The 24,621-nt window shown below is 34.4% G+C and carries 23 protein-coding genes; 14 read left to right on the forward strand and 9 right to left on the reverse strand.

Annotated features, from left to right (window positions below):
* Positions 1-157 precede the first annotated feature (157 nt).
* Complete coding sequence (locus FDY99_RS10940) at positions 158-1,027, forward strand: tyrosine-type recombinase/integrase (RefSeq protein WP_228377001.1); 870 nt, start codon at positions 158-160, stop codon at positions 1,025-1,027.
* Entirely contained in the window at positions 1,011-2,117 is a 1,107-nt protein-coding gene (locus tag FDY99_RS10945) for an IS91 family transposase (RefSeq protein WP_139421439.1), read from the forward strand. The genes FDY99_RS10940 and FDY99_RS10945 overlap by 17 nt, the downstream gene beginning before the upstream one ends.
* Positions 2,118-2,357: 240 nt before the next feature.
* On the opposite strand, the gene FDY99_RS10950 is transcribed toward FDY99_RS10945, so the two are convergent.
* The 9 genes from FDY99_RS10950 to FDY99_RS10990 form a co-directional block, all read right to left on the reverse strand.
* Entirely contained in the window at positions 2,358-3,035 is a 678-nt protein-coding gene (locus tag FDY99_RS10950; RefSeq protein ID WP_228448779.1) for a hypothetical protein, read from the reverse strand.
* Between the two features lie 321 nt (positions 3,036-3,356).
* Positions 3,357-3,962: a recombinase family protein gene (locus FDY99_RS10955; protein ID WP_139421443.1), complete on the reverse strand. Its 606-nt coding sequence runs from the start codon at positions 3,960-3,962 to the stop codon at positions 3,357-3,359.
* A 242-nt stretch (positions 3,963-4,204) separates the two neighbouring features.
* Positions 4,205-5,080, reverse strand: coding sequence for a toprim domain-containing protein (locus FDY99_RS10960; protein ID WP_139421445.1), 876 nt, complete (start codon positions 5,078-5,080; stop codon positions 4,205-4,207).
* Between the two features lie 267 nt (positions 5,081-5,347).
* Positions 5,348-6,586 carry a primase-helicase family protein gene (locus tag FDY99_RS10965; protein ID WP_139421447.1) on the reverse strand — a complete coding sequence of 413 codons (1,239 nt, stop codon included), beginning with the start codon at positions 6,584-6,586 and terminating at the stop codon, positions 5,348-5,350.
* 83 nt (positions 6,587-6,669) lie between these two features.
* Entirely contained in the window at positions 6,670-6,945 is a 276-nt protein-coding gene (locus FDY99_RS10970) for a helix-turn-helix domain-containing protein (RefSeq protein WP_065722199.1), read from the reverse strand.
* A gap of 297 nt (positions 6,946-7,242) precedes the next feature.
* On the reverse strand, positions 7,243-8,472 hold the full coding sequence (locus tag FDY99_RS10975) for a site-specific integrase (protein WP_083206760.1): 1,230 nt from the start codon (positions 8,470-8,472) through the stop codon (positions 7,243-7,245).
* Positions 8,473-8,791: 319 nt separating this feature from the next.
* Complete coding sequence (locus tag FDY99_RS10980; protein WP_139421449.1) at positions 8,792-9,244, reverse strand: GNAT family N-acetyltransferase; 453 nt, start codon at positions 9,242-9,244, stop codon at positions 8,792-8,794.
* Positions 9,237-9,860, reverse strand: coding sequence for a ribosome biogenesis GTP-binding protein YihA/YsxC (gene yihA, locus FDY99_RS10985; protein WP_074230499.1), 624 nt, complete (start codon positions 9,858-9,860; stop codon positions 9,237-9,239). Before yihA ends, FDY99_RS10980 begins: the two co-directional genes overlap by 8 nt.
* A 61-nt stretch (positions 9,861-9,921) precedes the next feature.
* Positions 9,922-10,683 carry an alpha/beta fold hydrolase gene (locus tag FDY99_RS10990; protein WP_102979020.1) on the reverse strand — a complete coding sequence of 254 codons (762 nt, stop codon included), beginning with the start codon at positions 10,681-10,683 and terminating at the stop codon, positions 9,922-9,924.
* Positions 10,684-10,955: 272 nt separating this feature from the next.
* On the opposite strand from FDY99_RS10990, the gene mraZ reads away from it, so the two are divergent.
* The 12 genes from mraZ to FDY99_RS11050 all read left to right on the forward strand — a co-directional run bounded on the left by mraZ (position 10,956) and on the right by FDY99_RS11050 (position 24,545).
* Entirely contained in the window at positions 10,956-11,414 is a 459-nt protein-coding gene (mraZ, locus tag FDY99_RS10995; RefSeq protein ID WP_074230497.1) for a division/cell wall cluster transcriptional repressor MraZ, read from the forward strand.
* Between the two features lie 20 nt (positions 11,415-11,434).
* A complete protein-coding gene (rsmH, locus tag FDY99_RS11000; protein WP_139421451.1) occupies positions 11,435-12,328 on the forward strand; it encodes a 16S rRNA (cytosine(1402)-N(4))-methyltransferase RsmH in 894 nt (297 codons plus the stop codon).
* A gap of 68 nt (positions 12,329-12,396) precedes the next feature.
* On the forward strand, positions 12,397-12,762 hold the full coding sequence (locus tag FDY99_RS11005) for an FtsL-like putative cell division protein (protein WP_139421453.1): 366 nt from the start codon (positions 12,397-12,399) through the stop codon (positions 12,760-12,762).
* Positions 12,746-14,737, forward strand: a complete 1,992-nt coding sequence (locus FDY99_RS11010) for a penicillin-binding transpeptidase domain-containing protein (protein ID WP_139421455.1) — start codon at positions 12,746-12,748, stop codon at positions 14,735-14,737. The genes FDY99_RS11005 and FDY99_RS11010 overlap by 17 nt, the downstream gene beginning before the upstream one ends.
* 80 nt (positions 14,738-14,817) lie before the next feature.
* Positions 14,818-16,278 carry a UDP-N-acetylmuramoyl-L-alanyl-D-glutamate--2,6-diaminopimelate ligase gene (locus FDY99_RS11015; protein ID WP_139423805.1) on the forward strand — a complete coding sequence of 487 codons (1,461 nt, stop codon included), beginning with the start codon at positions 14,818-14,820 and terminating at the stop codon, positions 16,276-16,278.
* Between the two features lie 81 nt (positions 16,279-16,359).
* Entirely contained in the window at positions 16,360-17,601 is a 1,242-nt protein-coding gene (mraY, locus tag FDY99_RS11020; RefSeq protein WP_074230491.1) for a phospho-N-acetylmuramoyl-pentapeptide-transferase, read from the forward strand.
* Positions 17,602-17,685: 84 nt separating this feature from the next.
* Positions 17,686-19,011: a UDP-N-acetylmuramoyl-L-alanine--D-glutamate ligase gene (murD, locus tag FDY99_RS11025; protein WP_139421457.1), complete on the forward strand. Its 1,326-nt coding sequence runs from the start codon at positions 17,686-17,688 to the stop codon at positions 19,009-19,011.
* 67 nt (positions 19,012-19,078) lie between these two features.
* Entirely contained in the window at positions 19,079-20,335 is a 1,257-nt protein-coding gene (locus tag FDY99_RS11030; protein ID WP_228418698.1) for an FtsW/RodA/SpoVE family cell cycle protein, read from the forward strand.
* 70 nt (positions 20,336-20,405) lie between these two features.
* Positions 20,406-21,509 carry an undecaprenyldiphospho-muramoylpentapeptide beta-N-acetylglucosaminyltransferase gene (gene murG, locus FDY99_RS11035; protein WP_139421459.1) on the forward strand — a complete coding sequence of 368 codons (1,104 nt, stop codon included), beginning with the start codon at positions 20,406-20,408 and terminating at the stop codon, positions 21,507-21,509.
* A 181-nt stretch (positions 21,510-21,690) separates the two neighbouring features.
* Complete coding sequence (gene murC / locus FDY99_RS11040; RefSeq protein ID WP_139421462.1) at positions 21,691-23,049, forward strand: UDP-N-acetylmuramate--L-alanine ligase; 1,359 nt, start codon at positions 21,691-21,693, stop codon at positions 23,047-23,049.
* A complete protein-coding gene (locus FDY99_RS11045; RefSeq protein ID WP_139421464.1) occupies positions 23,050-23,577 on the forward strand; it encodes a hypothetical protein in 528 nt (175 codons plus the stop codon).
* 41 nt (positions 23,578-23,618) lie between these two features.
* The gene (locus FDY99_RS11050) at positions 23,619-24,545 is read left to right on the forward strand and encodes a cell division protein FtsQ/DivIB (protein ID WP_139421466.1); all 927 of its coding nucleotides are present in this window, start codon (positions 23,619-23,621) and stop codon (positions 24,543-24,545) included.
* Positions 24,546-24,621 lie beyond the last annotated feature (76 nt).

Genomic DNA, 24,621 nt, shown 5'->3' on the forward strand with positions numbered 1-24,621 from the left:
GTTTTATTAACTTTGGTAAAACAACAAAAAATCTTTAAAATGGCTACAAAAAAAATCTCCGGAGGAGTTAAGGGTAAACAAAATTCTGAACCGTGCCTCGAGCGAAGTTAGTGGTTTTGCCGAACTGCTGCAACGCTTCGAAAGGAATATTTCGATCTTGGGCAGGAGCCCCAGAACGTTCGACAATTATTCCCGCCATGTGACAGCCCTGGCACTGCATTTTAAAACCCTGCCTACCGAGTTGGATCCCGAACAGGTCAAAGATTATCTTTTTGAACTGCAGCAACGCTCCAAAACTCCTTCCCAAACTTACTTTAAACACACCGTTTACGGACTTCGCTTTTTATTGAAAACGGAAGGCCTGCCTTATAGTTTTCTGCATCTTCCCGCTATTCCACAAGTGAAAAAGCTTCCTGTCATCCTGAGTCGGGAAGAGATCTGGCGTATGCTTCAATCCGCCGAACTCCTGAAACATAAACTGCTCATCGGACTTATTTACGGCTGTGGACTGCGGTGTATGGAAGTAAGGAATATCGAACTTCAGCATCTGGATTTTGACCGGAAGATGTTACATGTTGTTCAGGGTAAAGGGAGCAAAGACCGGTATGTTCCTTTGTCGGAACATTTGATCAGTGGACTGAAAACCTTTATCAGTATTGAGAATCCTAATCAGTATCTGTTTAATGGCAATCAAAACAGGAATATCGAAGATATTGATGTTTTAGCTCCGAATAGAAAAGATTTCGATTCCCGCTACAGTCAGCGTGGCGTGCAGTGGGTAATAAAAACCATCTCTAAAAAAGCAGGCATCACCAAAGAGGTGCACACCCACACGCTACGACACAGCTATGCGACTCATCTGCTGGAAGACGGTGTTCCGATCATTATGGTGCAGAAACTTCTGGGTCATGAGCGTATTGAAAGTACAATGGAATATCTTCATGTGTGCCAGCTCTCGGACCAAAAACCGCACAGTCCTTTGGATACGGTATTTACTTTATGCAGCAGGAATGCAGGCCCGAAGTAAAGGTGCGAATGTAGCAGAAGTTCTTCGCAAAATCAATTTATCATCCCAAAACTTCAGCGTTCATCAGGAAAAGACATTGCGGGCATTGTCCAACTGCCGGACTTCTGCCTTGGGTGGTCATATTGATACGTGTGATGGTTGCGGAAATCTTTCCATCAGTTACAACTCCTGCCGTAACCGGCACTGTCCGCAGTGCCAGGGTCATAAACGGGAAGAATGGATCCAGAAGCGCGAACAGGACCTCTTGCCCTGCAGCTATTACCATGTGGTTTTTACCCTGCCGGAGGAGTTGAATGGGCTCGCAATATCCCAGCCCCAACTTATTTACAAGATCCTGTTTGAGGCCGCCTGGGCCACTTTGAACCAGTTCGGCAAAACCGAAGGCCTGCAGCTGGGCATGATTGGTGTTTTGCACACGTGGGGACAAAACCTGAGTCTTCATCCGCATCTGCACTGCATTGTGCCGGGAGGTGGTCTCACGATGCAGGGAAAATGGAGAAAGAAAGTAAGGACGGATAAGTTTCTGTTTCCAGTAAAAGCGCTGAGCAAAGTCTTTCGGGCAAAGTTTGTGACTTCCTTAAGAGCCTGTGGAATTACTGACCGGGATTTAATGGAGAAACTCTTCACCAAGAACTGGGTCGTATATGCCAAGCGGCCTTTTGGCGGCCCGAAACAGGTGATCGAGTACTTGGGGAGATACACTCACAAAGTCGCCATCAGCAATCACCGCATAAAAGAAGTGACGGATCAGCAGGTCCGTTTTGAGTACAAAGATTACCGCAAAGGCGGCGAAAAAAAGGAAATGACTCTTGCAAACACGGAGTTTGTCCGGAGGTTTTCGATGCATATTTTACCGAAAAGATTTGTAAGGATCCGGCATTACGGCATCCTGAGCAGCAGCTGGAAGCGTGGGAAACTGCAGGCACTGCAATCCGATTTGAAAATCAGAGTTACTGCAGCAAAACCGAAAACTTTGCTCCGGAAATGTCGAAGTTGCAAGGAAGGAAACTTAGTCACTATAGCTGTTTTCGGGCAGCGCGGTCCGCCACCGGAATTTCTTTTCGTTATCCAACCATTGTCTGCAAAATAACCTTTGCGGGTAAGGGAATTTATATGCTGCAGCGAAGAAAAACCTGCAGAAAACCACTCATAAAGGCTACCAAATGCCACAAAAAAAAGCAGTCATTCCAAAAAACTGCTTTGTTACCCTAAATCCTAAAATCGAAAACTACATAGACGGCCAAAAAAGCTCCCGGAGCTTCCGTTCAACGGGCTTTCATCTCGTGTCCTGCGGACAAGACGAAAGCTTAGTTATTAGCAGAAGGTTTTTTTAGAATGATCTTTTAATTTCATCGAAAACAATTTTACGATAATATTTCCGCATTTTTCTTTGCAACTTAAAATCATCTCTTCTCAAATCCTGTGAAACATCAGCACCGTTGAAATAAATTTGAGTTCTATTCCCTTTTAGAGGGAAAATAGTAAAACTTATATTTCGTAAAGTATCATTGTCAATAATTAACTCATTTTTAATATATTTTTTTCCTCCACTTGTAGAATCAATAACACTTCGATAATGAATTAGTCTCACCGTGTCAAATTCGATTCCATTTTGTTTAAGTTTATTAAGTACGTAGTCTTTGCTATGGTTTACTTTCATATTGCATTTGTAACATTGAAGATTTCCATTATTCATAGTAAAGTAATGACTTGGTGGCGGTGCTTCTGCAATAAATATGAATAAAGATATGACAAAAATAAATTTTGGATTCAGTTTTTTTATTGTTAAAAAATCTATTTTGTGAACATTTTTAATCAGATAATATGGTATTGGCAAAAGTAATAAAACAAACAAATCAGAATAATCAATAATTCTTGATGTTTGAATTGGTGAAATTTCATTGTAGAAATTAATCAGACTTTGTGAATATTGACTTTTCCAAAATGAGAAAATAATAGCTGCAGCAAAAACACTATTCTGCTTGAGTTTTGGGAAAATATATGTCAAAAAAAATGGAAAAATAATTATTCCACAAACATCAGATAATTTTCCAGTAAAATAATTTGAAAATTCAAATTTGAATATTTGATCATTTAAAAATAGAATCAAAATGCCAAAAATGAAAATGTAATTTACAATATAATTTTTGTTACGATTTGTGTTCATAAACTTTCTGCTAACTTCCAAATTTACGCATTGCGTCAATCCAAACTATATGATATTCGCAAAGCCATTTATGCTACTAATATAAAATATTATTTTGATTAATTGATTATTAGTTTCATACAGTTTTGTTTCGCTCAAATTTATCTTTGGATTAGCGAACTTTTACCTTTTAATACCCATTTTTTTAATTTCTTCATCACTATAATTGTCCAGAATTTTAGCATACCGATAAAAGGTAGCCCTAGTCAATCCAAAAGGCTTATAAATATCTTCGGGACGTTTCGTGACATCTTTGTATATATTGCGCAGAAGTAACAGTTTAGAAATTGTTTCTGCAGTATAACCTTTTGGTCTGCCACCGAGTCTACCTCTTGCTCTTGCAGATTGTAGTCCTGCGTTGGTTCTTTCTCTTATTAACTCTCTTTCATATTCAGCTAAAGAAGCCATGAGATTCAAAAATAGTCGTCCATTGATAGTTGAAGTATCTACACCATCTACAAGACCTTTTATTAAAATTCCTTTATCACTCAAACTTAAGACAAGATCAATAATGTTTTTTAAACTTCTACCCAATCTGTCCAATCGCCACACATAAAGTTCGTCACCTTCTCGAAACTGGTCAATCATCTTATCAAGTTCGGGACGATTCTTTGTTGCACCCGAAATTTTCTCCTGATAAATTTTCTCACAACCTGCTTTTTCTAAGGCTTCAATTTGTAAATGCAAATTTTGATCTTTGGTTGAAACCCGAGCATATCCTATTTTCATATTTTTGTTACATTAAACTCATACTATGTAAATTTATGAAACTTTGTTTAATGATACGAGATTTTGAGAAAATTATTTGAAAAAATAAGAATTCAAAGTTGCATTTTTCAAAATCTCAAAATACTACCGTATTTTTACAACCTGTTTCTAATTCTACATATTAATATTTTATTAAGGCTCAACCTTGCATTATTTTACATAGCTTTTCAGATGACCTTATATTATTTTATGCAGGTGAAATCTTATCTCTTTAATCGGTAAGCTACTTTTGAATCCACATTTTTATTGATTAGCCATTCATTTAAATCTTTAAAATCTGAATATAAAACCCGACAATCTTCTGCATTTTTACTTTCATTTTTAATCATTTCTACAGCACGGTTTCCTGCTATATCATTATCAAAATAGAGCTCGATATTTTCATACTGATCAAGAGATTTTTTTATATTGGAAATCATCGCTACCGAATTTAAAATGATGTAATCTGAAGGTTCTTTTTCTAAGAATTTTTCCACATTTTTAAAGGAAAGAAAATCAAAAAAGCCTTCGAAAATTCTTAGTGATTTTGAATCATTTTTGAACGTAGAAATATCTTTTTTACCCAAGCAAATTTTGGAGTATTTATTGCGGATTTCGTAACCACCAGAATCGTTCTTGAAACCAATTCCGAAATAGTTTTTATCGTTCATTCGGTAATAAATTTCGTGTAAGAACTGAGTTTGATTTCCAACTTTTCTTTCTCTTAGATATTCCAAAAGTGCAGGATGCTGGATTTCATTGACGTCAAGTATCTCATAATTTTTACTGGAGTTCTCGAACTTCTGATCAGGAATATTTTGATTTTGAAAAGAAGAAAAGTTTTGATTTTCTGCCCAAATTAAAACTCCATTTACTGAAGTGTTCAGATACTTCTTCATAAAATCAGTATTGTTTCCCCCGATTCCTTCTGAAAATAAGTACCATTTGTTTAGACTTTTATTGATTTTAAAAGAGGCTTGGGATTCGTTGCCAAAGGGGTTGAGATACCAAGCTTTTTTTTCATTTTGTTTCGTTGGAAGGTGTCCGAGAGAAAGGAGGACTTCTTCCAACAATATGCTGTTAAATTGTTTGCAGTTCATTATTGTAATTTTTAATGTTTTTTAGTAATAAATAGTTTGTGTACTCTCGGTGAAAGTGGCTGAGTTTGTTTTTGAGTAATTTTTGATGAATTGATGAGAAAGCCTTGTAAAAAATTGATTAACAATAATTTAAGTTCTCATCAAAGTCTCATCACCTCATCAAAGTGGAAATATTCTTCTCATCATCCTCTCATCAAAAATCAAGGTTTAAAAGTTTGATGAGGCTTTTGATGAGCTGTAACTAATTGATTTTATTTTCATTATCTACTAACTCATCATTTCATCAAATCTTTGAAGAATAAAATTCCTTTCTATTGTAAAATACCGACCTGTTTTGTTCTGTTGGAAAAAACTTAAACCATAATCGAGGTCGTATTTGATATAGGCTAAAGAATTACTTTGAGGTTCGAGTTTCCAGTTTTCTTTCAAGAGTTTCCGGACATCGTTAACTGTCCAATATTGTTTGCTGAACATTTTGCCAAACATATTGAAAATATCCTGCGGAACGAAATGAATATTACTGTCTTCTGTATTTTCAAAAAACACATATAAAAGCTCGATGATCTTAGATTCCAGTTTATTGTTATTTTTCCAAACCAATTTCTGAAGGGCTTTTGTTCTGATCTGGGAATCAGTGAACCACATCCTTGTCTTCTTACGGCTGTGAAAAGGTCTTTGGATTAGGTAACGAAGGAAATAGGGAATCTCCTTGTTTAGATTGTGGAGGAATTCAGTGTTCTCGCTTTTGATTGATCTTACTTTAATAATCCAGAATCGGATCTCATTTTCATCAATCTGAATGAAGTTATCTTCATTATTGGAACAGAGAATGAATTTTCCAAAAAATTCCACTTCTTCACGATCTTTTCCTTTTGCCTCCTTCTTGTCTTTATCAGTCGTTGAAAGATATTTTAATCGTTCTGTAATTTCCTTTTTGTCAAAGAATACTTCATCAATAGCAACTATAAGCATCGATGTCCAATCCGAATTGAACTGACTACTGAAAGAATCTCCCTTGATGTAAGTCATATTTAGTCCAAAAATGGATTTCAGCCATTTTATGAATGTAGATTTTCCTGTAGACCTTTCTTTGCTTACAAGACAAAGAATAGGGAGTGTCTGTGTTGGATATTCAAGCAATATCTTTATGTAATCTAAGCCCAGCTCTAATTGCTCTCCGAAAATATGTTCCATAAATTTAAGTGAGTATGGAATTTTGTTTAGTATAGCTTCAGAACTAATATTTTCTTCGATTGGTTGATAAGGAATCTCATTGTAGATATTGTAGAATCCGTCAACTATCTGCTCATAATTCAGATGAGAGGGAATACAGCAGAATCCATCGTACTTTGAAACTTTTGAAACGTAGATTTTTCCGTGGTCGCTAATAATAGTTTCACGATTCCATCTCACCAAAATTGAGATCTTGTCTCCGGAGATTAATGGTTTTTCAATCGTTTTATAGTACGTTGTTCCTACTCGTAGATAAGGGATTTTTTCGCTCATTTTAAAAGAGTTTGTTTCCGTACAGAAATACGGATAGGTTAAACAAAAGAAGAAATGCAACTTTCAATGAGAATTAGTTACACTTACTTTCTTCGATTTTTTCCATATTCTAATAATTCTTTTTTGGAATAGTAATAGCGACCGCTAAAATTGTAATAGGGTAGGTTTTTGTTTTTTCTCCAATCAATAATGGTGGGAAGAGAAACGTGCAGGAATTTAGCAGCTTCAATCTGTGGGATGAGGTCTTCCGGTTGTTGTTCTGCTTTAGAGGGCAACGTGAATTCAGTTGCCTTCTTAAGAATGATTTCAACCGCTTTTTCCAAATCTCCTTTGGAATGGGAATAGAGTTGTAAGGACATATTATTGTATTTTAAATTGGTTTAAATTTAAATGCAATAATATCAATTTAGTAGCTGTTAATCAAATAGTTACAGATTTTATGGATTCATCCAATTTAATGCAAGCTAGCCCAAATTTTATTTTTTTTAATCCAGATTAATCTAAATTATAACACATTAGACTTTTGAGTTGTCTCGGATTTTTAACTAAATTTAACTAAAAATTGCCCTTTTTAATATAGTTTAACTTTTATTCTGTTTAATTCAGAAATAAAGATTATGTAGATTATTTAAAAATAAATCAAGATATAAAGGAAATCATCCCCACGCTTTGTCCATTTGTTCGTCTGTGAATGCTTCTGTTACTTTCATATACTTATCCAGAACAGCATCTTTCTTAATATTGGCAATTTTCTTTATTGCTTTTGGCTCCATTCCTAATAGTAAAGAATTTGTAATGAATGTTTTTCTTGCTGTATGGCTTGTTATGAATTTACATTTGGGTTGTGTGAGTGATTTTTTCTTATTACCCACAAACCAATGACTTGTGAATGGTTGCTTGATTTCTGCTAATTCACAACAATCTTTGATGTATTCATTGAATTTTTGAGAAGAGATAACGGGGAGGGGTTCATAGATAGTTCCTTTGTATTTCTCTAAAATAGCTTTTGCGTATTTGTTCAGCCTAATAGCGTGATTCTGTGTTTTAGTTTTCTGAATAGAAAGAACTATATGGTCTTCAGAAATATTTGCTAAATGTAGTTTTGAAAGATCAGAAAACCGTAAGCCTGTGAAACATCCCATACAATAGAAATCCCGAACGTGAGACAGTCGATTGCTTTCAAAATCTTTTTCGTATAGTTTCATCAACTCTTCAAATGTTAAATACACAATGTCAATGTCGTGTTCAACAGCTCTAAATTTCTCGAACTCCCTGTTTGCATTATATCCTTTTTCTGTTGCCCAGTTTAAAAATGACTTTAAAACCTTGATTACTTTAGCGAAATAATTTTGCTTCATCTTTTTTATTTCGTACGAGTAATCTCTTAATGATTCAAAAAAATCTTCATCAATCTTATCAAAAGAAAGCGAAATTCCATTTTCCTTACAAAAGAATTCCAGATAGTTTTTTACAGTAGTTTGACCCTTGATGGTGTTCGGAGTTTTTATCAATTTTCCTTTGTCAATATATTGTGTAAAGCATTTGAAAAAGTCGAATTCACTGGATGCTTCAACTTTTTCATTTGAATCAAACTTTTCAATAAACAAATCCTTTGTTGGTTCAAGCTTATTTGCTCTGAAATAAAGCGAAATGTCTTGAATTTTGGTTTCTATCTGTTGGAGTTTTTCATTTATTTCGTCATAGCCATAATAAGTATCTTTTTTTGAATTAGCTTTCACTCGATTGTTCTGCCAATCATTTAATTTACAATTCAATCCAGTATTTCTTTTTATTATAGAGCTGTCAATTCTGAATAATATCCTAATTGGCATTAAACCGTCTTGACTTACTTTGTCCTTTCTTAACTCAAAATTGTACTTTATCATAAGTTGAAATAGATTTAAATAAATGTAAGGGGGAACAAAAGGGGGAATTAATTTGCATTTAAAATTATTAAATATGAAAAAACAAATTAATTAGAAACCTATTGTATATCAAAGTTATTGAATATAAACGAATTAAAAACAAGAAAAATTAAGAAAGGTTTCATAATACCTCCGTCTGGGGTACAAAGAAAGACTGTTAATCATTGATTAACAGTCTTTTTTGTTTCTATGTCCTTGTATTTTAAATTGAAATTATTCTTTTGATTTACTTCTTCTATAGAGAAAAATAAACCCTCACATTTGCGAGGGCTATATATTCTTAAGGTCTAAACATTTCCGTATGCGGAATGTTGTCTTCCAAATATTTCTTTTCGGTAGCTGTAAAGCCAAAACCTGAATAAAATCTCAACAGATAATCCTGTGCAGAAATTCTTACTTCAGAAGTTTTAAAACGGTTTTCTATCGTTTCAACTGCATATTGTATCAATTGCTTTCCTAGATTTTTTCCTCTGCCTTTTTCTGAGGTTAAAACTCTTCCAATTGAAGTTTCGTCATATTTTATTCCTCTGTCAAAAATTCGGCAGTATGCTAATACGGTTTTATCCTCTTGCTCTGCCCAAAGATGCAGTGCTTTTTGATCATATCCATCCAAATCTGGATAAGGCGTGTTTTGCTCAACCACAAAAACATCTACTCTTGCTTTGATGATTTCGTATAGTTCTGAAGTCGTCAGTTCTTCGAAACTTTTTATTTTCCAAACAATATTACTCATTGAAATTAACGCTATTATTAACTAAAAATTCGTTTGTTGTCTGAATGAAATTTAAAATTTCATCGCATCCTTCTTTCTTTTCTGCTGAGGTTACATACATTTCAGGGAGATCAGCCCATGTTTTCAGCAATTCATTTTTATAGGCTTCAACATTTTTGATGGCAATGTTGGGTTTCAGTTTATCTGCTTTCGTAAAAACAATTGAAAACGGAACTCCGCTTTCGCCACACCATTGTATAAATTCCAAATCGATCTTTTGTGGATTGTGACGTGAGTCTACCAATACAAAAAGATTCACAAGGTTTCTTCTGTTAAGAATATAGTTGGTAATCAGTTTTTCAAAATCTTTTCTTAGAACTTTCGAAACTTTTGCATATCCATAACCAGGTAAATCGGTAAGATACCAGTTTTCGTTAACCAAAAAATGATTAATAAGCTGGGTTTTTCCCGGCGTTCCTGATGTTTTTGCTAAATCTTTGTGGTTCATCATTGCATTAATCAATGAAGACTTACCTACGTTTGATCTCCCAATGAAAGCATATTCCGGCATGTCCGGTTCTGGGCATTCTTGCCATTTTCCACTGCTTTTTACAAACGTTGCTGTTTTTATAACCATTTTATTGATTTTTATATTTAGAAAAATAAACCATTAAGAAGAGTCTTAATGGTTTATCGTTTTATATTTTGTCTTTTACCCAGTCGTAAAGAATTTCATTAAACTCATCTGGCTTTTCCATCATGGCAGCATGTCCGCATTTATCAATCCAGAATAAATCTGAATTAGGGATAAATTTGTGCATGTCGATTGCAACTTCCGGAGGTGTTACATTGTCTTGTTTTCCCCAAATAAGACATGTTGGTCTTGAGATTTTAGGAAGATCATTCAACATATTGTGTTTGATGGCGCTTCTTGCCAACATTACCGTTTTAATTCCTTTCATTCGGTCATTTACCACGCTGAAAACTTCATCTACCAAATCTTCAGTAGCAACTGAAGGGTCATAGAAAACCTCTTCTGCTTTCTTTCTGATATAGGAACGGTCGTTTTTTCTTGGGAAACTGTCGCCAAAAGCTCTTTCGTATAAACCAGAACTTCCTGTTAGTACAAGGTTTTGTACTAAGTCTGGGCGCGCCAAAGTTAAAATTAAACCAACATGACCACCCATAGAATTACCTACAATGGTAACTGGTTTGCCAATATTGGTTTCGATAAATTTGATTACAAATTTTGCAATCGTTGTGAGATTGGTATTGAGTACCGGCAAATCGTAAATCGGTAATTGAGGTACATAAACCTTAAAACCTTTTTCTGAAAAAAAACTCACCATTTTATCAAAATTACTCAATCCACCCATCAACCCGTGCAAAAGCACAAGAGGGTGACCTTCTCCAGCTTCTATAAAGTTATATTTCTTTTCTTTTTTTGTACTAAATCTCATAATGCCTATCTAAGCCTTGCAAAAATACAAATTAAACACCAAAAATTTTTTGATATAACTAATATAAACTAAAAATAATATATGAAACCTATTGTTGTGGTATTTTTTACAATTCTTTTTGTTATGCCTTGAATACAAGAAGGTTTATATTATAGATTAAATGAATTATTTTATCTCTCTGATAGTCAATATTTAATGAAACTTATTAACATTAAGTCAAAAAGTGGGAAAAAGTGGGAGGATTTGGAAAAATATTTATATTTTTGTTCCAAATGAGAAATTTCATTGGAACATATGAGTGCAAAATAGACGACAAGGGTCGCCTTAAAGTGCCTTCATCGCTAATTAAGCAGATGGAGGACTTTGAGGATAAAACCTTTGTGGTAAAGCGTTCTGTGTTTCAACCATGTCTTGAAGTTTACCCTATGAAAGCCTGGGATAAGCTGATGGATAAGATAAATAAGTTGAATAGATTCATCAAAAAAAATGCAGATTTTATAAGAATGTTTACAGCAGGAGTGAAGACGGTTGAGCTTGATACCGCCGGAAGACTGCAGATTTCGAAAGATCTTACCCATTTTGGAAGCCTTACAAAGGATATTGTGATAACGAGTGCGGGAGAACTTTTTGAAATTTGGGATAAAGAAGCTTATGAAAAAGTAATTGCGACCAATGAAGACGATTTTGCAAGCCTTGCAGAAGATGTGATGGGAGCGTTTGATGAAGAATAATTAAATAAACACAAATAAGCATGTATCACAACCCCGTTTTATTGAAGCAAAGTGTGGATGATTTGGTGACCAATCCAGACGGAATTTATGTGGACTGCACATTTGGTGGCGGTGGACATTCACGCGAGATTGTAAGCCGACTTTCCGAAAAAGGAAAATTATACGGTTTTGATCAGGATCTTGATGCTCTTAAAAATAATATCGACGACCCGAAATTTACGTTAATCAATCAGAATTTCAGATTCCTTGAAAATTCTCTTTTGATGTATGGTGTTTCTCAGGTTGACGGTATTTTGGCTGATCTTGGAGTTTCGTCTCATCAATTCGATGCAGGCGAAAGAGGTTTTTCTACGAGAAGCAATGCGCCACTTGATATGAGAATGAACGTTATGCAGAGTCTTGATGCTAAAAAAGTAATCAATGAGTATGACGAAGAAGCTTTAGCGGATATTTTTTATTACTATGGTGAATTGAGAGAAGCGAGAAAATTAGCTCGTGACATCGTACATAACAGAAAAAATAAAACCATAGAAACTACTGAAGATCTGAAAAAACTGTTCAGTTATCTTCCGCCGCATAAAGTGAATAAATTTTATGCGCAGTTGTTTCAGGCAATAAGAATTGAGGTTAATCAGGAACTTGAAGTTTTAAAAGAAATGCTGGTTCAGTCTTATAAAATTTTAAAACCAGGTGGACGATTGGTGGTTATTTCTTACCATTCTCTGGAAGACCGTTTGGTAAAAAGATTTTTGAAAAACGGAATGTTTGAAGGTGAGCCGCAACGTGATATCTACGGAAATTACGAAAAAGCATTCGAATTGGTGAAGAGCAAAGCAATTATTCCTGATGATAAGGAAATTGAAGAAAACTCAAGAGCCAGAAGTGCTAAAATGAGAACCGGAATAAAAGTATAAATGATAAATAATGATTGATAAATGATTTAAGATCAATTATAATTTATCAATCATCAATTATTGAAAACGTGGCAAAAAGAACAACAAATCGCCCTCAGAGAAGACTTACTTTTATAGATATTATAAAAGGAAATTTCCTGAACCGTGATGAAATAAAAATTCATTACAAGTTTTTCCTGTTGTTGTTTGTCTTAATGATGGCGATGATTTATAGTAATCATTTAGTCAACAAAAAAATAAAGATTGTTAACGCTTTAAAAGAAGAAACAGAAGAATATAAATCAAGAAACGCTTACGCTCAAAGCAAGCTGATCAAAGTAAAAATGGAATCTCAATTGGGCAAAGAAGTGGCTGTAGATTCATTAATGACTTTAGAAAGTCACCCGCACAAATTGTTAATCAAACTAGACAGTAGTGATGCAAAAACAAAATGATTACGATAACAAAAGAAAAAAAACACTGCGATGGGGTTACCTCTTCGCAACTGTTGCTTTATGTGTATTCGTGATGTTTTTGGCGAGAATCGTTATTCTTCAGAACACCAATGTTCAGGAAATTAAAGACGATTATATCAACAGCAATTACCGAACAGCAACTCTGAAAGCGGCTCGCGGAAATTTGTTTGCTTCCGACGGATCAATTTTGGCAACAACCGTGATGCGTTATGATATTTTTCTTGATTTTAAAACGATAAAAGATACTGTTTACAGCAATAATATTGGTGCTCTTACAGATTCTTTGAGTAATATGTTTGGAAAACCGAGAGCTGAATTCAGAAAAAGATTCGACGAGCAGAAAAAAAAGAAGAACCAATATTATTCTTTGGTAAAAGGTTTAGACTTTGATCAGTACGACAGAATCCGAAATTTTCCAATTTTTAGAAGAGGAAAAAATAAAGGTGGATTTATCGTTGATAGAAATTACAAACGAGAATTGGCAACTTCAGAAATTGGTTCAGGAACCATCGGAATGGATAATGGTGAAGTAAGATCAGGTCTTGAAGGCGCTTTTTCAAAATTTCTTACAGGAACAGACGGAAGTAGATTGGAACAAAGGGTTAATTCTTCTCAATGGAAGCCAATCGATTTCTGGAAAGTTAGCGAACCGGTTGACGGACAGGACGTTTACACGACTTTAGATCTTAGAATCCAGGATATTGCGCATTCTGCTTTAGAAAAACAACTGATCAATTTCGAAGCAAAACATGGAACGGTAATCGTAATGGAGGTTCAAACCGGAAAAGTGAGAGCTTTGGTTAATTTAAGACAAACTGAACCGGGCGTTTATGAAGATGCTTACAATTATGCTTTAAAAGATAATATCGAGCCGGGATCTACTTTTAAAACCATTTCTCTTTTGGCAGCAATGGATGATGGTTTCATAGATGAAAACACAACGGTAGATGTTGGAAATGGAGTTTGGACCTATGCTAAACAGAGAATTTCTGATGGTCATGGTGGTGGAACTTACGATATCAGTGATGTTTTGGCAAAATCAAGCAACGTAGGAACGGCTAAACTGATTACAAAATATTACGCAGAAAAACCTCAGATTTTCCTTGATCATTTAAGAAGATGGAAATTATTTGATAAAATGGATATCGAACTTCCGGGAATTACAAAACCAAAAATCGTAACTCCGGAAAGCAAAAGATGGAATGCTGCAACATTGGCTTCAATATCTTATGGATATTCATCAAACATTAATCTTTTGCAGTTGACAACCTTCTACAATGGAGTTGCCAATAAAGGAAAAATGGTAAAACCTCTTTTCATTGATAAAATAATGAAAGATGGAAAAACAATTTTTCAGGCAAAAGAAGAGGTCATTGTTAAGAAAATGGCTTCTGATAAAGCGATTCAGATGATGACTGCAGCTTTAACAAAAGCGGTAGAAAAGGGAACGGGTAGAAGTATTTTTACTCCAAATCTAAAAATGGCAGGAAAAACGGGGACGGCAAGATTTGAATATTGGCTTCCTGGTCCAATGAAATACAGAGCCTCATTTGCAGGATTTTATCCGGCAGATAATCCGAAATATACGTGCTATGTAATGATTAGCGAGCCAAATACTGCTAAAAGCTTTTATGGAGGAACGGTTTCTGCTCCTGTTTTTAAAGAAATTGCTGGTAAAACTTTCCTGAAAACACCACAGAATATTGAAAAAGAAATGCTTGTTGACAGAAAGGCGAACCTTAATAAAATGGTGGAACCGAATGTAAAGGTAGCGGTTAACAATAAACAAATGCCAAGTGTAGTTGGGCTAATCGGTAAAAACGTTATCCCGCAATTGGAAAATTTAGGCTATCGTGTAGACTTTAAAGGAGTGGGAAGAATTAAAGAACAGTTCCCATTGGAAGGCACAACGATAAGCAAAAACCAGAGAATATATTTGTCTCTGCAGAATTAAAAAAAGAGTCCTGAAGGGACGACTTAATAAAGGATAGGATGAAAATCCTATCAAATAAAAAAATAAAAAGCATCAAAGCAATGCAATTAGTTGAATTATTAAATAGAATTCCAGTTTTAGAAAGTCACGGTAAAAACGATCGTGAAGTTTCTGCTTTGGTTTTCGACAGCAGAAAAGTTTCCGAAGACTCACTTTACATTGCGGTAAAAGGAACAGTTGCAGACGGACATTCATTTATTGCATCCTCTATTGAGAAAGGAGCAAAAACTATTGTTTGCGAAGATTTACCGGAAAATTTAGATGAAAACATTACCTACATTAAAGTAAAAGATACATCTAAAACTTTAGGTCAATTAGCTTCTAATTTCTATGGAAATCCTTCTGAAAAATTAAAGTTAATCGGAGTTACTGGAACCAACGGAAAAACTTCTGTTTCTACTTTGCTTTTTGATGTCTTTAAAAATTTAGGTTATAATTCAGCGTTGCTTTCAACTGTAGAAATTAGAGTTGGAGATGAAATAATTCCTGCGACACATACAACTCCGGATGTAATTACCATCAATCAGATCTTAGCAAAAGCTGTGGAATCAGGTTGTGAATTTGCCTTTATGGAAGTAAGCTCACACGGAATTTCTCAAAATAGAACTGAAGGTTTGCATTTCAAAATTGCAGGATTTACCAATCTTACTCACGATCATCTTGATTATCATAAAACGTTTGACGAATATCTGAAAACGAAAAAAAGATTTTTTGATGAGTTAAATGAAAATGCCATTGCCATCACAAACGTTGATGATAAAAACGGAAATGTAATGTTGCAAAACACCAAGGCAAAGAAAAAATCTTATGCTTTGAAAACGATGGCAGATTACCACGGAAGAACTTTGGAGCTTGATTTTAACGGAATGCTGTTAAATTTCAACGGAAAAGAATTCTGGACAACCTTAACGGGGAAATTCAATGTTTACAATTTGCTTTTGGTCTTTGGAATTGCTTCGGAATTAGGCTTTCAGCAGGATGAAATTCTTCAGGCAATCAGTACTCTGAAAAGAGTTTCCGGAAGATTTGAAACATTTAGATCAGATGGCGGAATTTTCTTCATCGTAGATTATGCCCACACTCCGGATGCACTTGAAAATGTTTTAGACAGCATCAACGATATCAGAACGAAAAATGAAAGACTAATTACGGTTTTTGGTTGTGGAGGCGATAGAGATCACTCGAAAAGACCTGAAATGGGAAATATTGCCACTAAAAAATCAACGTTGGCAATCATCACTTCAGATAATCCAAGAACAGAAGATCCGGCTGTGATTATAAAAGAAATTGAAGCAGGTGTTGAGCCTCAGAATTTCAGCAAATACACTTCAATTCCGGACAGAAGAGAAGCAATAAAAATGGCAATAAAATTTGCCGAGCCGAAAGATATAGTTCTCGTTGCCGGAAAAGGTCACGAAAATTATCAGGAAATCAATGGTGTGAAACATCATTTTGACGATAAAGAAGTAATTAATGAGCTTTGGAAGCTTATGAGTAAATAAAATTTATAATCGATAATTGATCAATGTTAATTGATTTTATCATTCATCAATAATCATTTATCATTTATAAAAAAATAAAAAATGTTATACTATCTATACGAATATTTAACGAGCCAAGGCATTCATATTCCTGGAATGGGAATGTTGAGGTACATTTCGTTTCGTGCAGGAATGGCTGTTTTACTTTCATTAACGATTGCCCTCGTTTATGGGAAAAGCATCATCAATTACCTGAGAGGAAAACAGATGGGTGAGTTAGTTCGTGATTTGGGATTAGACGGACAAAAACAAAAGGAAGGAACGCCTACAATGGGAGGTTTTATCATCATTATTGCGACTTTAATTCCGGTATTGCTGTTTACAAGAATTACCAATATTTACATCGTTCTTTTGATTGTAACGGTAATTTGGATGGGAGCGATTGGTTTTATAGATGATTATTTAAAGAAAATAAAGAAAAATAAAGACGGACTAAGCGGAAAATTCAAAATTGTAGGTCAGGTCGGTTTAGGGCTAATTATCGGAGTTACAATGTATTTCCATCCGGATATTACGGTTAAAAGAAAATATGCTGATGCAAAAGTAGTCAACAGAAATAATGTTGAGCAAAACTTTATGCCGACAGAAAAAATTACCGTTTCTACTGTTCCTTTTACCAAAAATAACGAGTTCGACTACAGCGGAATTTTATTTTGGATGAATGACAAAGATGCCCATGAATGGGCATGGATTGTTTTTATTCCTATCGTTATTTTCATTGTAACAGCGGTTTCAAATGGAGCCAATATTACCGATGGGATCGACGGACTCGCCGCAGGAACAAGTACGATTATTCTTTTGGCGCTTGCGTTTTTTGCATACGTTTCCGGGAACATTATTTTCGCGGATTATCTCAACATTATGTTCCTCCCGAATATGGGTGAAACCACCATTTTTGCCGTCGCAATGGTAGGTGCAGTTATCGGATTTTTCTGGTACAATACTTATCCGGCGCAGGTTTTTATGGGAGATACCGGAAGTTTGATGTTGGGTGGTGTAATTGCTGTTTTGGCGGTTATTTTAAGAAAAGAACTGATGATTCCTGTGCTTTGCGGAATTTTCTTAATTGAAAATATCTCAGTAATGCTTCAGGTGGTTGTCTTTAAATACAGAAAAAGAAAATTCGGGTTGGAATATGCCCAAAATAATAGATTGTTTAAAATGTCTCCGCTTCATCATCATTATCAGAAAGACGGTTTTCACGAAAGTAAAATCGTTAATAGGATGATTATCATAGGAGTTATGTTGGCAATTGTGTGTCTCATTACATTGAAGATGAGATAGAAAATTAATTTAAAATTGAAAAGATTTAAGCATTTAAAAATTTTTTGAATCATTTAAATCTTTCAATCATTAAATAAAAAAAATATGAAAATAGTTGTTTTAGGAGGTGGCGAAAGTGGATGTGGTGCTGCTTATTTGGCTAAGAAAAAAGGTTTGGAAGTATTTCTTTCAGACAAAGGTGCCATTAAGGATCATTACAAACAGTTTTTAACGGAAAATGATATTGAATTTGAAGAGGGAAACCATGATGAGGAAAGAATTCTTAATGCAGACTGGATTGTAAAAAGCCCCGGAATTCCTAAAAAGACAGAAATGATCATCAAAATTCAAGAGAAAGGAATCAGACTTTCTTCTGAAATTGAATTTGCATCTGAATTTACCGATGCAAAAATCATTGCCATCACAGGAAGCAACGGAAAAACAACGACAACGTCTTTAATCTATCACATCCTGAAAAATGAAGGATTGAATGTTGGTTTAGGCGGAAATATTGGCCACAGTTTTGCAAAACAAGTTGCCGATGAGAACCATGAATATTATGTTTTAGAGGTAAGCTCTTTCCAGTTGGATGATATTCAGAATTTCAGACCGTATATTTCTTTATTGTTGAATTTGTCGAAAGATCATTTGGATCAGTACAATTACAACTACGAAGAATATGCGTTGGCGAAATTCAGAATAACTGAAAATCAGGAAAATGACAATTTTTTCATCTACAATAAAGATGATGAAATGAGCAAAAACATTCTTGAAAAATTTGAAATTAAAGCCAAAATGATTCCTTTTTCAACCAAAGAAAAATTGAATGAAGGAGGTTTTGTAAATGAAGATAAAATTGTGGTAAAACTAAAAGACGAATTCTCGATGAAAATTGAAGAATTGTCTTTATTGGGAAATCACAATGTTGCCAACAGTTTAGCGGCCTCAATTGCAGGTAAAATATTGGAAATCAATAATGAAAGTATTAGAAATTCATTAATGACTTTTCAGGCGGTTGAGCACAGATTGGAACTTGTTACCGAAATTGAAGGTATAAAATATATCAACGACAGCAAAGCAACCAATGTAAACGCAACTTATTATGCTTTAGAAAGCATGAAAAACCCTACGGTTTGGATTGTTGGAGGTTTAGATAAAGGAAACGACTATACCGAAATTGAAGATTTAGTTAAAAGAAAAGTAAAAGCAATTGTTTGTTTAGGGATTGATAATCAGAAAATTATTGACTTCTTTAAAAACAAAAAAGAATTGATTTACAGCACTTCAAGTATGGAAGAAGCGGTGAAAACTTCAAAAGCTTTAGCAAAAAAGGGTGATACGGTTTTACTTTCACCATGTTGCGCAAGTTTTGATCTTTTTAAAAGCTACGAAGACCGAGGTCACCAGTTTAAAGAGCAAGTATTAAAATAATTGTAAAATGTAAAAAGTATTAATGTATAAAGAGATCTAGCATCATGAATACATTTTACATAAATACATGAATACGAAACGTATGAACGAACAGAATATAGAAGAAAGCAGATTCGAATTTCTAAAGGGCGATAAAGTACTTTGGATGGTCATTCTTGTGATCTCCATTTTCTCTATTTTCCCGGTTTATTCTGCGAGTTCAAACTTAGAATATATTGTAAATAACGGGACTACAACGGGACACGTTATGAAGCATATGTTCTTTGTAGTTTTAGGTTTGGCAATCATGCGATTGGTGGGAACCGTGAAGTATGAATACATGGGAAAACTCAGCAGTATTATGTTGGGATTAATGATTATTCTATTGATTGTCACGATGTTTACAGGACAAACGATTGACGGAGCCAGTGCTTCAAGATGGTTGAAAATTCCAGGAACACCGATTTCATTTCAGCCTTCGTCTTTTGCTTTTTTAATGTTGATTATTTATCTATGCAGATATTTAACCAAGAAAATAACACGAGAAAGACTTCCGATTGAGAACATTATGTACATTTTCGGGCCGATCTTACTGGTTTTTGTGTTGGTTGCGAAAGATAACGGTTCTACGGCTTTAATGATCCTAATGGTTTCAGTGATTGTTTTGATCATCGGACAGCTAGACTGGAAATACATTGCAGGTTTTATTTCGGCATCATTTGTTGCTATTGCATTGTTTCTATTAATTGCATTAAATACAAATATGATTGGCGGAAACCGTGTACATACATGGATGAGCCGTATCGAAACATTTACATCGAGCAAAGCAAAATCTGCCGATGTTGATGATGAAAGTGTAAAAGCTAAAAATTATCAGGTAATGCAGGCAAAAGCAGCCATCGTTCATGGTGGAATTACCGGAATGGGACCAGGAAAATCTGCTTTAAAACAAATGCTTCCGCAATCTGCATCCGATTTTATTTTTGCAGTTATTGTAGAAGAATATGGTTTGATTGGAGCTGGATTTTTGATCAGTATGTACCTGATCATGATTGTCCGGATTGTAATGATCGCAAGTAAAATGCCCGCATTTTTTGGCTCGTTGCTCGTTCTCAGTCTCGGTGTGATGATTTTCATACAATTGGCAGTAAATATTGCCGTTGCCGTGAATCTAATTCCGGTTACAGGACAGCCACTGCCGCTGATAAGTTATGGAGGAACATCCATGTTGGTAACGTACATCCAACTTGGAATTATTTTAAATATAAGCTCAAGAATACAGATTTACGATGAAGAAGGAATGGGCAAAAAACAAAGCATTGTCGAAATAAACGACATCGCATAAATGTAAATGATGAATGATAATTTATTTTTCATATCGCTTATCAATCATCATTTATCAATAATAAATAAGTATGAACAAAAAACTAAAAGTATTGTTATCCGGAGGCGGAACAGGAGGACACATCTTCCCGGCAATCGCTATTGCAGATGAGATCAAGAAAAGATTTCCTGATGCAGAGTTTTTGTTCATTGGAGCCAACGGAAAAATGGAAATGGAAAAAGTCCCGCAAGCTGGCTACAAAATAGAAGGAATTGACATTGCAGGAATCGACAGAGGAAATATGTTATCGAATTTAGGTTTGCCTTTCAAAATTTTAAAAAGTTTATCTAAATCTAAAAGAATAATTAAAAACTTTGCTCCCGATTTTGCTGTGGGAACGGGCGGTTTCGCAAGCGGACCGGCTTTGTATGAAGCGAGCAAAATGGGAATTCCAATTTTTATTCAAGAGCAGAATGCACATGCAGGAGTAACGAATAAAATTTTAAGTAAAAAAGCAAAAGCCGTGTTTACAGCTTACCCAAAAGTGGAAGGTTTTCCGGCTGAAAAAATAAAGTTTTTGGGAAATCCAATTCGTGAGAATATTGTTTCAGGAATGCAGGAATCTTCTTCAGCTAAAGAAAAAATGGGTTTAGATAAAAATAAACTGACCATTTTATCAGTTGGCGGATCTTTGGGTTCAAGAACATTAAACAAAGGTTGGAAAGAAAATCTTGATCACCTTAAAGAAAAAGGATATCAATTAATCTGGCAAACCGGAAAATTGGACTATAGTGAATTGAGCAACGAATCTCGAATTTCGAATCTCGAATCTCAAATCCAATTAAAGGAATTCATCAAAGATATGGAAACAGCCTATTCTGCAGCGGATGTAATTGTTTCTAGAGCAGGAGCGATTGCCATTTCAGAATTGGCGGTAGCGCAGAAGCCTGTTTTATTGATTCCTTTTCCATTTGCGGCGGAAGACCATCAAACAAAAAATGCGATGAATCTGGTTGAAAAAAATGCAGCCAAAATGGTTAAAGATTCTGAAATGCAGGAGAAATTCTGGAATACATTATCAGAAATCTGTGAAAATGAAAATGTAAGAAAACAAATGTCTGAAAATCTTAAATATTTTGCCAAACCAAATGCGGCAAAAGAGATTGTAGACGAAATATTTAAAGTGATTAAATAAGATAAATAAGAAACGTTTGTCATTCTGAACGAAACGCAGTGAAGTGAAGAATCTCTAATATTGAGATTCCTCGTTCCTCGGAATGACAAAATGAAATTTTTTAATAATTAAATAGAGATAAAGACGAATAAGTTTTGGAATGAATTTCAAATCTCAAACTTCAAATCTCAAATTAAAAAAAATGAACAATTTAGAAACATATCAAAATTTTTACTTCGTTGGAATCGGAGGTATCGGAATGAGTGCTTTGGCACGGTACTTCCATGCTTCGGGTAAAAATGTTTTGGGGTATGATAAAACCAACACGAAATTGACGACGGCTTTAATGAACGAGGGAATTGATATTGTTTTTGAAGATGTCATTGATGAAAAAATCACCTCGCTTCAGAAAGAAAATACATTAGTAATTTATACTCCAGCAATCAAGAAATTGGGGATTTTAGATTATTTTAATGAAAATCAATTTGAAGTTTTAAAACGAGCAAAAGTTTTAGGTTTAATTACTGAAAATACAGATTGTATCGCTGTTGCAGGAACGCATGGGAAGACAACTACATCTACTTTGGTTTCGCATTTGTGTAAAGAGGCGAATTTACCTTTCTCATGTTTTTTAGGTGGAATTTCTGAGAATTTTAAATCAAATTTCCTGTACAATGGTTCGCAATATTCTGTTGTTGAAGCCGATGAATACGACAGAAGCTTCCTCAACCTTTCTCCGGATTGGGCAGTGATTACTTCTACAGATGCCGATCATTTGGACATTTATGGAGATAAAAATACGATTGAAGAAGGTTTTAAACAATTTGCAGCTTTAGTTCCGGAAGATAAACAGCTTTTTGTAAGAAAAGGCATTGAAATCGGGAGAGCGCATAAAACGTATGCAGTAAACGAAAAAGCAGATTATTATTCGGACAATCTTCGTATGGATCATGATAAAATCTATTTTGATTTTCATACACCGACAGAAACCATAAAAGATTTTGTCTGGGAGGTTCCAGGAATTCATAATGTAGAAAACGGAACGGTTGCATTAGCTATTCTTCACAATTTGGGAGTCGATTTTGAAACCTTAAAGAAAGCAATTGCCAATTTTAAAGGAATTAAAAGAAGATATACGAAACATATTTATCCGAGCGGTAAAATTTATATTGACGATTATGCGCACCATCCAACGGAAATTAATGCTGTTGTGGGTTCAATTAAAACATTTTATCCGGATAAAAAATTATTGGTGGTTTTCCAGCCGCATTTGTTTAGCAGAACACGAGATTTTGCTGATGGCTTTGCTGAAAGTTTAGATAATTCTGATGAATTAATCTTGCTTGATATTTATCCTGCAAGAGAGCTTCAGGAAAATTTTGAAGGAATTACATCAAAATGGCTTTTAGAGAAAGTAAGTTTAGATAAAAAAGAAGTTTCTGGTTTAGCAGAAGCCTTTAATAAAATAAAAGAAAAAGAATTTGATATTTTGCTTACAGTTGGTGCGGGAAATATAGATACGTTGTATGATCCGATTTGTGAATGGCTAGGGGAAAAATAATTGATAATAATAAAATCTAAAATTCTCTTAACTCTGACGATTTTATATTTTGGAATTGCATTTTCGCAAACGAAAGCAGATTCATTAGAAATTGAAAACATTAATAAATATTCTGAAACGATTAATGAAAATTCGAAAATAGCTGAATATCAATTTGAAGTAAAAAGTAAGAATAAAATTGTAAAATATCAATACAGTAAAAAAGGAAATGAAATTGTAGAAATCACCCGAGAATGGAAGGTAGATAATGGAGATTACATCGACACTTACATCGATTATTTTCTTTTAAAAAATGAAGAAAGAGTTTATGTAAACCAAAGTATCGTTTTTAAAAAAAAATCTGACGAAGAAATAATAGGAGGCTGGAGTTGTACATTTTGGATCAAAAAAGACAAAGTGATTCACATGACTTCTTTAGGACACGGAAAAACAGAATTACCCGATTGGGATTATGAAAAAGAACTGAAAGAAAACTTCAATTATATGATGAAACAGGTTCAAAAAGTAGAAAAAAACAAAAATAAATAAATTAAACTCGGAACAGAAACTCCGAAACCCGAAACTTATTTATGAAAAACAAGTATAGAATTTTAAAAATTGCCATCACAGTGATCATTCTTGGGTTTCTGCTGAGTTTCTCGTTGAAGAAATTTGGGGGTCAGAAGATTACGGACAATAAAATTTCTGTAAAAATGAATGAAAAAACTCCGGTTTATTTCATTGATGAAAAAGATATTCGTGAGATTGTTAATAAAGAAAATCCGTCAAGAAAAGTTGGCGATTTAAATATTCCTGAGCTTGAAAAGAAAATTAATGCGCTTCCTGCTGTTGACAGTGCGAATGTATATTTGAATTTAAATGGAAAACTGAATTTAGACATCAAACAAAGAGTTCCAGTTTTCAGGCTGAATTATAAAGGAAAGGATTTTTATGTGGACGAAAAAGGAATAGAATTTCCGATCTCTAAAACCTATTCTCATCCTTGCATGTTGGTGACTGGTGATGTGAAAAAAGATGAATATGAAAAGCTTGCCGAATTGGTTGATAAAATTGACAAAGATGATTTCAGTAAAAAATATTTCATCGGGATCTCAAAATATAAAGACAGTTATAATCTTCTGACTAGTGAGGGAATTTATAGAGTGGAAATAGGAGATTTAGACAATATTGAATTAAAAGTAAAGGGTTTTAAAACTTTTGTAGAAAAATATCTGGTGTTTCAGGATCCGCAAAAGTATAAAATGATTTCGGTAAAGTATCAAAATCAGATTGTAACAACGCTGAATCCTTATTTTAAAGAAAATGACAGTATTTTAAAAGCGAGTCATAAAGATTTGGCAAAAGCTCCGATTGCGATAGTAAAAAAAGCGAGCTCCACTTCTTTAAAACCGAAAGAAAACACGAAGCCGAGAGCGGTCGTCAAACCGAAGGAGAAAAAGAAAACTCCCGAAAAGAAAACGGCGACAAAATCGAAAGCAAAAATTAAAATAGAATAAAAAAAGAGTCCCAAAGGGACGACTTAATAAAGGATAGGATGTAATCCTATTTAATTAAAAAGTAATTAAATCAAAT

Source organism: Chryseobacterium mulctrae (assembly GCF_006175945.1).
Taxonomy (GTDB): domain Bacteria; phylum Bacteroidota; class Bacteroidia; order Flavobacteriales; family Weeksellaceae; genus Chryseobacterium; species Chryseobacterium mulctrae.